Here is a 12,869-nt window from a genome sequence, read left to right as displayed (position 1 = left end):
TCTTCCTCACGTAGTGGACCAAGCCTCAACTGTAGGCCTGCTCCGCCAGCAGCACCACTGCAATCAAGACCATCACCGCGCCGGACAACCGGCTGACGTTTTTCGCAGCCCCAGGCCGGGTCCGCAACACGGCCTGGGCGCTGAACCCGACCATGAGATACACCACGGCACAACTGACCGCATGCAGTGCACCCAGGGCAATGATCTGCGTGGGTATCGACCAGGTTGAAAGCGGGTCAGTGAATTGCGGCAACAGGGCAAGAAACAACAGCAGCACCTTGGGGTTCAGGCCGCTCACACACAACCCCTTCCACGCCCAGCGCGACCACGAATCAGACACCTGCCCCTCCCCGGACTGAGGCGTCGCAGGGTCCCTGAGCATGCACACACCCAGCCAGAGCAAATACACGGCCCCGGCAACCGTCAGGGCGGTGAGGACCATCGGGTTGCGCGCCACCAGCCCGCCCACACCCGCCGCCACAATCACCGTGGCCAGCAAGTGTCCGGACAACATGCCAGCCACCGCAGGCGTCACCAGCCGCCCGCGCATGCCCGCAGAAATCGCGTAAGCCCAATCTGCGCCGGGAGTGATGATGAACAAAAAAGACACCGCCCAAAAAGCGGCCAAGACGCTGAGAGTCAAAGGACTTTCCTTTCTTCGCTGGAATCACGTTGGTTATTAAGGCGCCGCAGCTCCCTGCCTCTGCCACCGTTAAAAGCGCCAGCGAGCAAAAGAAGAATAAGGAAATGCTGGTAGGATTATCTTTCGTTTATCCCAACCAGCCGCCATGACAAGGGAAGGTTCTTCCACATGGATCGAATTGACAGAAAGATTCTTGCGCAGCTGCAAGCCGATGGCCGACTTTCGGTTACGGAACTGGCAGAACGGGTGGGTCTTAGCCTCTCGCCCTGTCATCGCCGGGTGCGGGCACTGGAAGACTCAGGCGTGATCCTGGGCTATCGGGCCCTGTTGGCGCCCAGCGAGTTAGGGCTGAATTTTTCCGCGATGGTGTTCGTGACCCTGCGTGAAGTGACCCGCCAGGCGATTACTGACTTTGAAACTGCCGTGATCGAAACCTCACAAATCGTCGATGCTCAACGCTTGTTCGGCGATCCGGACTATCTGCTGCATGTGGTCGCAGCCGACCTGCCGGCCTTCCAGCAGCTATATGATGAGCGTCTGACCTCGCTGCCCAACGTTCAGCGCCTCACCTCCACGCTGGTGATGAAGCGGGTCATTCAAGACCGCATGCTGCCGTTGTAACAACGGCAACCCACAGCGTGCAGGAGGGCAATTCAGGCCAAACAGCCACACTTACACCAACGGCTTCAACCCGGCGGCGAGGGCATCCAGCAACGCGCTGACCTTGGGCAAGCCCTGACGGCTTTTTGGCCACACCAGATTGATTGCCAACCCTTCGCTTGCCAGGTGTGGCAGCACTTCGACCAAAGAGCCATCGGCCAAGTGCTGCTTGATCAGCCAAGTGGGCAACTGGGCAATGCCGCACCCCGCCAGCACCGTCATCACCTGCCCTTCACCATCCCCCACAATGTACTTGGCAGCCATCACCCGACGCTCGGTCTCACCCGGTCGACTGCCGGAAAAACACCACGGGCTGACCGTGCCGTCGGCCCGACCGTAGGCGACGCACTGATGATGCTCCAGATCGCGATCAGTCTGGGGCGTCCCGCAGCTTTCCAGATAGGCTGGCGCGGCGCAGAACACATGCCGCTCACGGCCCAGAAACCGATGCTCCAACCCAACAGGCCAGATATCCGGCCCACCCACCCGCACGACGATGTCCACTCCCTCTTCGATCGGATCGATAAAACGGTCCGAAAACGAAATGTGCGGCAGCAGCAGGGCATGCTTCTGAACAAACTGCAAAATCACCGGCAACGCCTGCAAACGTCCAAAGGCCGCAGGCAAGTCGATGCGGATCCGGCCTTGGGGCTCGGCATTGTCAGGCTGCATGGCGAGCTCGGCCTCTTCCAGCTCGGCCAACACCCCAGTACAGGTTCGATAGAAGGCCGTTCCGGCATCGGTCAATGCCAGGCGTCGGGTGGAGCGCTCAAACAAGCGGACCCCAAGCCTGTTTTCTAGCCGGGCAATGGCCTTGCTGATCGCCGAAGCGGTCAGGTTCAAGCGCTCGGAAGCCGCCCGGAAACTGCCTGAGTCCGCGACGCAGACAAACACATCGATACCCTTCAAGCGCTCGGAAGAAAACATGCACGCCCCGCCATTGGTGAATTCAGTTCATCTGATTCGATAAAATGTATCGTAAATACGCTTTCATTTCCCCAGTAAGCTTTCGCACCTAGTCCTTACTCAAGCATCAGGCGTATTTATGACCTCGCACAAACCCACCGTTTTAATCACCGGCGCCACCGGCCAGATCGGCGGCGATACCCTGCGCAACCTGATGGCTGACGACACCATCACGCTGGTCGCAGCTGTACGCTCCCCGGCCAAGGCTCAGCCCTTTGAAGCCCAGGGCATTCGCACCGTCATCCTGGACTTCGATAAAGAAGAGACCCTGGCCCCGGCGCTGGAAGGTATCGATCGCGCTCTACTTGTCACCGGCTACACCGTGGACATGCTGCGCCAGAGCAAAGCGTTTCTCGATCAGGCGAAAAAATCCGGCGTACAGCACATAGTGCATCTGGGCGCCTGCGGACGTGACGACACCACCATCGGCCATTGGGCCTGGCACCAGTTTGTGGAGCGCTACATTGAGTGGTCGGGCTTCTCGTTCACCCACTTGCGCCCTGAGTGCTTTATGCAAAACCTGCTCAGCTACGATGGCACCCAGGCCGTAAAATCCGGGGTCATCGAGCAATACACCGGTGATACACCGTTCAGTTGGGTAGACGGCGAAGACGTTGCCCGAGTAGCGGCACAAGCACTGCTTAACCCGAGCAAACATGCGGGCCAGACCTACCGACTGGGCTACGACGTGCAATCTTATGGCGACATCGCAGCCATCATGACCCGCCTGCTGGGCCAACCCTTCAGCTACAACGCCCAGTCACCGCAGGTATTTTTGGACAACATGCGCGCAGCCGGAGCAGAAATGGCTTACATGAGCTGTGTAAAGGACAACTTCACACGCATGGCTGCAGGGCAGATTCCCGGGGTTGATGAGACCTTCGACAACTTCTTCGAAATAACAGGCCGCCAGCCGGTCCGCTGGGAAGATTTTGTGCAGAAGCACCGCAAGGTTTTTGAGTATTGATACCCGAACGCCTCCACCGCTGCCGCTGACGAATAGAACGAGGCTGCGTTCGGGATGGTGCGCCACTGCGACGAAGCGGCCGCAGAACCGGTACACGCGACCGTGGAAGCTTACGCAAGCTCTCCCGTTCTTGAGGCTCGCTCCCACGGTAGTGAGGTCACGCCAGCTGTTGACGCATCGCCAGCTCGACACCGCGTATTTCGGCCAACCCTTTGAGGCGACCGATCAGGGAGTAGCCCGGATTACTCTTGCGGTGCTGGTCGTCCAGCAACTGATGGCCGTGGTCAGGACGCAATGGCAAGCGCGGCCCGCCTTCGCGTTCACGTCGCAGGTCCTCTGCAACCAGCGCACCAATCACTCCGACCATGTCTACGTCACCCCCCAGGTGGTGCGCTTCGTGGAAGCTGCGCGGATCCGCCTCGCGACGGGTCGAGCGCAAGTGAGTGAAGTAAATGAAGGGCGCAAATTGCTTGGCCATTGCCACCAGGTCATTGTCTTCACGCACACCGTAGGAGCCCGTGCAGAAGGTCAGGCCGTTGGCCGGGCTTGGCGCGGCATCCAGCAACCATTGCGCGTCAGCGGCGGTAGACAGAATACGCGGCAGTCCCAGCAATGCCCGCGGAGGGTCGTCCGGATGGATTGCCATGCGCACACCCGACTCTTCAGCGACCGGGATCACTTCACGTAAAAAGTGCCCCAGATGCTCACGCAACTTCGCTTCGTCGATGTCGGCGTAGGTGCGCAGCAGGGCACGAAAATCTTCAAGGGTGTAATGCTCTTCGGCACCCGGCAGACCGGCAATCAACGTGTTGACCAGCTTCTCGCTCTGGGCCGGTGTCAGGTTGTCGAAGTAGGCCTTGGCTTGCAGGGTATCTTCGGCGCTGTACTCGGCCTGTGCGCCAGGACGCTGAAGGATAAACAGGTCGAAGGCTGCAAATGCGGTCTGGTCAAACCGCAGTGCCCAGCCGCCATCTTCCATCTCCCAGGCCAAGTCTGTACGGGTCCAGTCCAGGACCGGCATGAAGTTGTAGCAAACGATATCAATGCCACAGCTCGCCAGGTTGCGCACACTTTGCTGGTAGTTGGCGATGTACTCGTCACGGCGCCCGCAACCGCGCTTGATGTCTTCATGAACCGGGATGCTTTCTACCACCGACCAGGTCAAACCGGCCGCCTCAATCATCTGCTTGCGTGCCGCAATCGCGTCCACCGGCCACACCTGGCCATTGGGGATTTCGTGCAACGCGGTGACAATCCCGGTCGCCCCGGTCTGGCGCACATCAGCCAGTGAAATCGGGTCTTTGGGGCCAAACCAACGCCAAGTCTGTTCCATGTCTATCTCCCTTTTTGTTAGTTGTGTGCTGCAAAAGTTTTTAGATGAACGCCCATGCCAGTGTGTTCCAGAGCGCTATAAGCACGCTGAACCGCATCGCGAAAGGCGGGTTGTGCTGACAACACGATCGGGAATACCTGATCCAGTTCGAGAAAGGCGTCGACCCGCTGCGCCCCCTCAAAACGACCGGCAATATCGGCGAAAGTGGCGCTCAGCGGATCGTCGACCCCATGGGGTTCAGCACCCGGCAAGGGCTGCGTGCAGTAGTGAATCCAGGCCGCGATGCCCAACGCGACACAGTCAATACTGCGTCCCGCGTCGAGCAGTTGTTGCGCACCCTGCAACCAGCGCTGCGGCAATTTTTGTGAACCGTCCATGGCGATCTGTCGCAGGCGATGCTGCAAGCTGTCGTTGGCAAAACGCGCGCACAGGTCGCGTGCATAGCCCGCCACATCAATCTGAGGCGGCATATCCAGTGTTGGCGCAGCCTCCCGGGCCATGTAATGGCGGATGCAACGCGCCAGATCCGGGTCGCTGATCGCGTCGAACACCGTTTCATGCCCCGCGAGCAAGCCGATGTACGCCAGCAGTGAATGACTGCCGTTAAGCATGCGCAGCTTCATGGTTTCGAACGGACGCACGTCCGCCACCATCTGCACACCCTCCACTTCCCAGTCGGGGCGCCCGAGCGGGAAATGGTCCTCGATCACCCACTGACTGAAGCTTTCGCACACCACTGCCGCACGGTCATGACAGTCGAGTTGCTCCTCCAGCCGGGTGAACGCCTGCGCATCCATCGCCGGGACGATGCGGTCGACCATGCACCCTGGAAACGCCACCTGCTGCTCAACCCACTGCGCCAGCTCAGGGTCTCGCGCTGCGGCCAGGCCACTCACTGCCTGACGGGTGCGCTGGCCGTTGTCGGGCATGTTGTCGCAGCACAACACGGTAAACGCCGGAATGCCCGCCTCATACCGGCGGCGCAAGGCCTCCAGCACAATGCCGGGTGCTGTACGCGGCGCCTGAGGGTTTGCCAGATCATGGACAATCGCCGGGTCTTGCAGGCGCAACTGCCCCGTGGTCGGGCTAAGGTAATAGCCTTTTTCAGTCACCGTCAGGGTCACGATCCGGGTGCGCGGGTCGGCCATGCGCTGCAACAGCAGTTGCAGCTCATCACCGCCATCACCTGCGTACAGCGCCTCACACAACACGGTGATGTCGCGCAACGTTACCTGTTCACGGTCACGGTACTCGGCCACCGAATAGCGGCATTGCTGCTCGCGCAGTTGCTCGACCAGCGCGCGATTGGAACGCAGGTTGGCGCTGTACACTCCCCACGGGCTTTCACCGTGGCGATTGAGATGGCGCTGCAAATAAACCGCCTGATGAGCGCGATGAAACGCTCCCAGGCCCAAATGCACGATTCCGATTTCGGCTGCAGTTGCCACCGCGGGGACACGCTGAACGACGGGCATCAACCTTCTCCTCAGGAATGGCTCAGGGCCGAACGTGGCTGGGCGCTGTCGGATTCATCGACCACTGGCAACGGTTTGACATAGCGTGCGACACACACCGCACCGATGATGGTCAGCAACCCCGCCAACAGGAACGCGCTGGTGAACGAGCCGGTAAACTGCACCAGAAAGCCGGTCAGGGTCGGGCCGATGATGCCCGAGGTATTGGCCAGAAAGTGCATGAAGCCACTCACACCACCCACCCGTGCGGCCGGTACCGTGTCCTGGATAATTGCCCAATAGATGGCGCCGGTGAGGTATAGAAAGAACACCGCCAGAGCCACCAGCGCCACTGCCGGATACAGGGTTTTGACGACCCCGGCAAAACCGATGCAAAGCGCGCATGCCAACAGGCAGGTGACCAGTACCACTTTGCGCGAAAACATCATCCGCCCGGTCTTCTTGAACACGAAGTCGGAAATGAAGCCGCCCAGTGCCAGGCCCAGGAAGCCCAGCAACCATGGAATAACCGTGGCGATACTCATCTCTTTAACGTTCAGGCCATGGGCCATTGTCAGGTAGCTAGGGAACCAGGTCAGAAAGAAGAACAGCGTGTAGTTGTACGAAAAGAACGCCAGCGAGGTGAATAACACGGTCGGCTGCTTGAGGTAGTAGCGCAGCGGATGAACCGGTTGCGAGGCCAGCTGGCTATTGCCTTCGCCTTGCGCAATCTCTTCGGCAATCTTGCCTTCAGGCTTGTCCTTGACGAACTTGTACCAGACGGCAGCCCACACCAGGCCCACCAACATGATGATGATGAACGACACTTTCCAGCCGTAGCTGATGGCGATAAAGCCCACTACCGGTCCGGAAATTGCGCCACCCAAGGGGGTACCCGACATGGAGGTACCAATTGCCCGCGCTCGCTGCTTGGGCGTGTACCAGTTGTTGACCATCTTGCTGGTGGTCACGCTCAACGGGCCTTCACCCATGCCGAACAGAATGCGGATAAACACCAGCGACATGAAGCCGACGGTCAATACCGTCAGACCACTGAACAGCGACCACAGCACCATGGCCAGCAGCAGCGTGGTTTTTGCGCCGTAGCGGTCAGCTGCCCAGCCGCCGATAAAGTTGAATGCGGCATAGCCGACAAAAAAACTACTGAAGATCATGCCCATTTCACCCGTGGTCAGACCGTAGTCTTTCTGGATGAAGGGGGCGGCTACGGACAATGCCGAGCGATCCAGGTAGTTAATAACGCCTGCCAGGAACAGCATGATGATGACTAACGTACGACCTTGACCAAACATTGGAACCTCCCGCTTGTTGTTTTATTCGGTGAGGGTGCCCGGCATGGGGCACGTGTAACTTTTTGCGGTGCGCAAAACTCGTAGCAGCTGACGCAAGCTGCGTCCGGCAGCGAAGCTGTCGCAAGGTCAGGTTCACTGGTTTGTCAGGCAAACCAAGGACTCTGGATTTACGATTGCTGCGCAACCGAACGTAGCCTGCGGCAACGGCTACGAAATATCCTTGGCGCTCAGTTGCACCAACACCTTGCGGGTCTGCTCGGGGTGGTTTTCGATCAGCGCAATGGCTTGCGGCATCTCATCAAACTGGACGCGGTGGCTGATCATTTCCTGAACCTGCAACTTGCCGCTGGCGATCAGTTCAATCACCCGGGCGAACTTGCGGTTGTTAAGACGGGACCCTACCAGCGTCAGTTCTTTCTTGATCATTTCCAGCTGAATCAAGTCGGTTGGCGTGGTGCTGAAACCCAGCAGGCCGATACGCCCCGCCGGTGAGGCGATGCGTACCATTTGCGGCATCAGTGCCGGTATGCAGGCAGCATCGACAATCAGCGGCACGCCTTCACCGTGGGTCAGTTCACGCATCGTGGCCTCGACGTCCACGTCCTTGCCATTGAGGGTGCGACTGGCACCCAACGCGCGGGCAGTATCCAGGCGTTCGTCAATTACATCGGTCACGGTAATGTCGGTCAGGCCCAGCGCCCGAGCCATTTGCACCAGGGTCAGGCCGATCACGCCAGCGCCGTAGATCAACAGGCTGTCGCCAGGGTGGGGCTGCATGCGGTCCAGTACGTTGAGGGCGATGGAGTACGGTTCCACCAGCGCGGCATGGCTGAGCGACATGGCGTCAGGCAGACGATGGACATTGCTCGCCGGCACACAGACCTGCTCACTGAAACCGCCGTCGCGGTGTACGCCAATCACTTGCAGCCCGGTGCAGACGTTGGGGCGGTTGATCCGGCAGGGGTAGCAGGTGCCACAGCTGATCACCGGGTCGACACACACGCGGTCGCCGACCGTGATCTGCTCCACGTCCGCGCCCACTTCGCTCACAACGCCGGAGAATTCATGGCCGGTTACCCGAGGAAAGCGCACGAAGGCGTTCTGCCCGTGAATGATGTGCAGGTCCGAGCCACAGATACCCGCATAGGCCACCTCAACCCGGACCTCGTTGCGCGCCAGTTGCGGGACATCGACCTGGGCCAGGCCGAATTCAAAGGGAGCTCTTACTTGAAACGCTTTCATCGGGTAACTCCTGCCAGGACATGACGCCCGGTTTTTTATAGTTATTCACAGTCGTACAAAAAAGCTTTTAAGCGGTGTCTACCAGTGCCAGAGCGTGCCGTCTTCAAGGCGATTAACCGGCAGGCTGGCGCGTTTGTAGGGGTACTTGGCAGCCAGTTCTTCGTTGATATCCACGCCATGCCCCGGGGTTTCTCCGGGCGTGAAATGACCGTCTTCAAAGCGGTAGGCGTGAGGGAATACTTCGTCAGTCAGCGGGTCGTGGGGCATGTGCTCCTGGATCCCGAAATTGGGCACCCAAGTATCGAAATGCAGCGCCGCACCCATGGTGACCGGCGACAGATCGGTGGCGCCATGAAAGCCGGTACGCACTTGGTAGAGCGCTGCAAAATCGGCGATACGCCGCACATGCGTGATGCCGCCCGCATGAACCAGAGTGGCGCGGATATAGTCGATCAACTGCTCTTGAATCAGCTCGCGGCAATCATGAATCGAGTTGAACACCTCGCCTACTGCCAGCGGGGTGGTGGTGTGCTGGCGGATCAGGCGAAAGGCTTCCTGGTTCTCGGCCGGGGTGCAGTCTTCCAGCCAGAACAGATTGAACGGCTCCACGGCTTTACCCAGACGCCCGGCTTCAATCGGCGTGAGGCGGTGGTGAACGTCATGCAGGATATGCAAGTCATCGCCAAAGCGTTCGCGCACGGCGGCGAACAGCTTGGGGGCATGGTTGAGGTACTTGGCGGTGTCCCATACATGTTCGGCGGGCAGGTCGCTGTCGGCCGGTTCGTAACGTTCACCGCTGCGCTTGGCCACACCATAGGTAGTGGCAATGCCCGGAATCCCGCACTGCACGCGCACCGCCTTGTAACCCAGTTCCACGTGGCGGGCGACTTCGGCCAGGCACCCTTCGATGTCCTTGCCGGTGGCATGCCCGTACACCATGACCCGCTCGCGGCTCTTGCCGCCAAGCAACTGGTACAGGGGCATATTGGCGGCCTTGGCCTTGATATCCCACAGAGCCACGTCGACAGCGGCAATCGCGGTCATGGTGACCGGGCCACGGCGCCAGTAGGCACCGCGATACAGGTATTGCCAGATATCTTCGATGCGTTGGGCATCCCGCCCGATCAACGCGGGCAGCACGTGTTCTTCGAGGTAGGCAACGACCGCCATTTCGCGACCATTCAAGGTGGCATCGCCGATGCCGTAGACACCGGAGTCAGTGACAATTTTCAGGGTGATCATGTTGCGACCCGGGCAGGTAACAATCACGCGTGCTTCAACAATTTTCATGGGTTCAGGCCTCGGCGACAGAAGAGAATTCAGGCATGTTCAGGCTTGGCATGGCGACTCCGGGGATCAGCGCGCCGGGGTGCTGCACCACCTCCGCCGCCAGCTGGTGCCCCCAGCGCGCGGCCAGTTGTGGCGTACCGCCTTGCAAGCGGCAGGCAAGGTAAGCCGCACTGAATGAGTCGCCTGCCGCCGTGGTATCAACGATTCGCTGCACCTTTTCGGCGGGCACCTCGAAACGGCCGGCGGCGCACTGGATCAAGCACGCATCCGGACCACGCTTGAGTGCCACTTCGCCCACCCCAAACTGGGCATAAGCGCGAAACAAGGCCTCGTGATCGGCATAACCGAACAACGCGGCGTCATCTTCCCAGGTGATCAGGGCCAGGTCGGTCAGGCGCAGCATGTCGCTGTATGCCTGGCGCGCTGAAGGCGCATCGGGCCACAAGTGGGGTCGGTAGTTGTTGTCGAAGACAATGCGCGTGCCGCCCTCGCGGGCCAGGCTCAAAGCCTGCATCAGGCGTTCACGGCCTTCGGTGGTGAGGATCGCCAGGCTGATACCGCTCAGGTACACATAGTCGTAGTCGGCCAAGGCGCGCAGAACGGCGCTTGCTTCAGGCCCGTCGAAAACCCGCCGTGCGGCAGCTTCGCCACGCCAGTAAGAGAAGCGGCGTTCGCCCTGGTCATCGGTCTGGATGAAATACAGACCGGGCAGCGCGTCCTTGATCACCCGCACATGCTGATCGCCGACACCTTCATCGCGCCACAACTGACGCATGGCCGTGCTGAAAGCGTCCGCGCCAATGGCGGTTACATAGTCGGCAACAATTCCGTTGCCGGCGCCCAGGCGGGACAAGTACACCGCTGCATTGAGCGTATCGCCACCGAAGGTCTGGCTGAACACGGCACCCGGCTGGCCGCGCATCTCGATCATGCACTCGCCCACCAGTGCCACCCGCAGGGGCTGGGTCAAATTGGCCTGTGGGCAATGCCCGAGGGTTACCGTCATCTCTGCGCGCCTTGTTTTTATGGGTCGCTTTGCGTCGACACAGGCACCTGAGAGTGACAGTGCATCGAGCTGATTATTATTTTTGGAACGGCGTTTCATTTTTTCGCTTGAGGCCGAGTTTAATCAAAATCCGAACACCGTCAAGAAAAATGAAACAGCGTTTCGATTCTCTACGGTATATCCTTGTTTTTTTAAATTGCGTTGGAGCCTTCATGGACAACAGCACCACCCAGAACAACGAACTCGTCTCTGCCGTCGGCCGGACCATGGCTGTGCTTGAAGCCCTGGCCGAACACCCGGAAGAGAGTGGCGTTTCCGAAATTGCACAGAAGCTGGACATGTCAAAGAGCACGGTCTATCGCTTTTTGCAGTCACTCAAGGCGCGTGGTTATGTGGTTCAGGATGCGGAAGACCGCTACCGCCTGAGCGTGCGGCTGTTCGAGCTGGGGGCCCAGGCCCTGCCCCATCTGGATATCGTGCGCGAAGCCGAACCTGGCATGCGCCGCATCAACGAACTGACTGGCGAGACCGTGCACCTGGGCATCCTCGACGAAGGCAGCATCGTCTACGTGCACAAGATCGACTCCAAATACAACTTGCGCATGTACTCGCGCATCGGGCGCCGGGCGCCGTTGTACTGCACCGGCATCGGCAAGGTACTGCTGGCCTGGCTGGAAGAAGACGAACTGCTTGCGCTCCTGCGTGAAGAAAGCTTCGAGCGGCGCACCGCCAACACCCTCACCAGCATCGACGCCTACCTGCAGGAACTGGCGCTGGTTCGCGAGCAGGGTTATGGCGAAGACCATGAAGAATTCGAAGACAACATGCGTTGTCTCGCAGCCCCCATCCGCGACCGTTTCGGCCATGTGATTGGCGGCATGAGCGTGTCGTTCCCGTGCTTTCGCTTTCGCGAAGAACTGAAACAGGACTATGTGAAACAGCTGATGGTGGCTTCGCAGCAGGTTTCAAGTCAGTTGGGCTGGCATCCGTAAGGGTGAAGCAAGGGGCTGCTGCGCTGCGCAGGAAAGTGCAGCACTTGCCTCTAACGCGAATAAAACCCAACTGCAACAAGCTCCTTGAATGCGATAAACTGCACGCCGTTTAAAAGTCGGCAAGGACTCTACCCGGCCTGCCTCTCGCACAAGGATCGTCATGTTAAAACCCTCATTCTCCCTCGTCCTTGCCGCCCTCCTGGTGGCCGGCTGCCAATCCAGCACCCGCGCGCCGGACAAACCGTCCAGGCTCACCCCTGCCCAGGAAAAGGAGCAGGCCCTGCAACGCGGGGTTTATGAAAAGCTGATCAGCAAGGTGCTTGCCCGAGAGGCTGATCTGGCTAACGCCCAGGGCCGCAATGGCAGCTTCAACCTGGTAATGACCGTTGATGACAAGAACCGCATCATTGGTTGCGACACTCAACCCAACACGAAGCTGGATAACCGGATCTACCCCTACAACCGCACACTGGCGACCGATCTGGTGTCAATCTGCTGGACGGCGGTGTTCCCCGAACTGCCTTCGTCACTGATCAACTCGAGGACCAGGACGGCTAAAGTCGTCGCTCCGGTCGCGGTTTATCCCCTCACCGGGCTCAGTGCCGAAGACCGCGAACAACGCGCGGCAGCGTTGCTGGACAAGGCGCAAAACGATTTTCTGTTCAAGCACTTGCTTGCCCCGCTGCCCATCGACAGCATCGGTGTCGCCACGCTCATGATGATGAGCGACAGCACAGGCAAGGTGCTGGAATGTGCGGCCAGTCTGGATCCCCATGCCCTGCGTCCCGCTGAGTTCAAGCAGGACGATACCTTACTTGCCAGCCTGGTCCAGCGCTGCAAGCAAATGAACCTGAGCACCATGCCGGGCTTTGAACCCAACGCCAGAGGGATAGGCAGCGCATTCCATAGAATCGAGTACTCGCCCTGGAAAGCCGGACTCAAGACCCCTGCGACGTCAGATTCCGAGTGATGCCATCGCGAGCAAGCCCGCTCCCAAAAGGGG

12 protein-coding genes are annotated in these 12,869 nt (G+C 59.6%); 4 read left to right on the top strand and 8 right to left on the bottom strand.

What is annotated here, in order from left to right; all coding sequences use genetic code 11:
• Nucleotides 1-25: 25 nt before the first annotated feature.
• A complete protein-coding gene (locus RGV06_RS18790) occupies nt 26-643 on the bottom strand; it encodes a LysE family translocator (RefSeq protein ID WP_046808685.1) in 618 nt (205 codons plus the stop codon).
• Between the two features lie 168 nt (nt 644-811).
• On the opposite strand from RGV06_RS18790, the gene RGV06_RS18785 reads away from it, so the two are divergent.
• Nucleotides 812-1,264 carry an Lrp/AsnC family transcriptional regulator gene (locus tag RGV06_RS18785; RefSeq protein WP_019823719.1) on the top strand — a complete coding sequence of 151 codons (453 nt, stop codon included), beginning with the start codon at nt 812-814 and terminating at the stop codon, nt 1,262-1,264.
• 51 nt (nt 1,265-1,315) lie between these two features.
• On the opposite strand, the gene RGV06_RS18780 is transcribed toward RGV06_RS18785, so the two are convergent.
• Nucleotides 1,316-2,230 carry a LysR family transcriptional regulator gene (locus tag RGV06_RS18780; protein WP_019823721.1) on the bottom strand — a complete coding sequence of 305 codons (915 nt, stop codon included), beginning with the start codon at nt 2,228-2,230 and terminating at the stop codon, nt 1,316-1,318.
• A gap of 118 nt (nt 2,231-2,348) precedes the next feature.
• Here RGV06_RS18780 and RGV06_RS18775 point away from each other — a divergent pair, with 118 nt between their 5' ends.
• Nucleotides 2,349-3,236, top strand: coding sequence for an SDR family oxidoreductase (locus RGV06_RS18775; protein WP_019823723.1), 888 nt, complete (start codon nt 2,349-2,351; stop codon nt 3,234-3,236).
• Between the two features lie 157 nt (nt 3,237-3,393).
• Here RGV06_RS18775 and uxuA read toward each other — a convergent pair whose 3' ends face one another.
• The 6 genes from uxuA to RGV06_RS18745 form a co-directional block, all read right to left on the bottom strand.
• Nucleotides 3,394-4,569: a mannonate dehydratase gene (gene uxuA / locus RGV06_RS18770; protein ID WP_019823725.1), complete on the bottom strand. Its 1,176-nt coding sequence runs from the start codon at nt 4,567-4,569 to the stop codon at nt 3,394-3,396.
• A 17-nt stretch (nt 4,570-4,586) separates the two neighbouring features.
• On the bottom strand, nt 4,587-6,044 hold the full coding sequence (locus RGV06_RS18765) for a mannitol dehydrogenase family protein (RefSeq protein ID WP_322150830.1): 1,458 nt from the start codon (nt 6,042-6,044) through the stop codon (nt 4,587-4,589).
• An 11-nt stretch (nt 6,045-6,055) separates the two neighbouring features.
• Nucleotides 6,056-7,336: an MFS transporter gene (locus RGV06_RS18760; protein WP_019823729.1), complete on the bottom strand. Its 1,281-nt coding sequence runs from the start codon at nt 7,334-7,336 to the stop codon at nt 6,056-6,058.
• 207 nt (nt 7,337-7,543) lie between these two features.
• Nucleotides 7,544-8,578 carry a Zn-dependent oxidoreductase gene (locus RGV06_RS18755; protein ID WP_019823731.1) on the bottom strand — a complete coding sequence of 345 codons (1,035 nt, stop codon included), beginning with the start codon at nt 8,576-8,578 and terminating at the stop codon, nt 7,544-7,546.
• A 78-nt stretch (nt 8,579-8,656) separates the two neighbouring features.
• Nucleotides 8,657-9,868: a D-mannonate dehydratase ManD gene (gene manD / locus RGV06_RS18750; RefSeq protein WP_019823733.1), complete on the bottom strand. Its 1,212-nt coding sequence runs from the start codon at nt 9,866-9,868 to the stop codon at nt 8,657-8,659.
• Nucleotides 9,869-9,872: 4 nt separating this feature from the next.
• Nucleotides 9,873-10,874 (bottom strand): sugar kinase, encoded by a 1,002-nt coding sequence (locus RGV06_RS18745; RefSeq protein WP_019823735.1) that lies wholly within the window; start codon nt 10,872-10,874, stop codon nt 9,873-9,875.
• A gap of 212 nt (nt 10,875-11,086) precedes the next feature.
• On the opposite strand from RGV06_RS18745, the gene kdgR reads away from it, so the two are divergent.
• Both kdgR and RGV06_RS18735 read left to right on the top strand, forming a co-directional pair.
• Entirely contained in the window at nt 11,087-11,866 is a 780-nt protein-coding gene (gene kdgR / locus RGV06_RS18740) for a DNA-binding transcriptional regulator KdgR (protein WP_019823736.1), read from the top strand.
• 160 nt (nt 11,867-12,026) lie between these two features.
• On the top strand, nt 12,027-12,836 hold the full coding sequence (locus RGV06_RS18735) for a hypothetical protein (RefSeq protein ID WP_048351143.1): 810 nt from the start codon (nt 12,027-12,029) through the stop codon (nt 12,834-12,836).
• The last annotated feature ends 33 nt before the right edge of the window (nt 12,837-12,869 follow it).

It is taken from the genome of Pseudomonas sp. CCI3.1 (assembly GCF_034313985.1).
Taxonomy (GTDB): domain Bacteria; phylum Pseudomonadota; class Gammaproteobacteria; order Pseudomonadales; family Pseudomonadaceae; genus Aquipseudomonas; species Aquipseudomonas psychrophila.
Note: the sequence above shows the minus strand (reverse complement) of the source record. Positions and strands in the feature narration are given on the sequence as shown.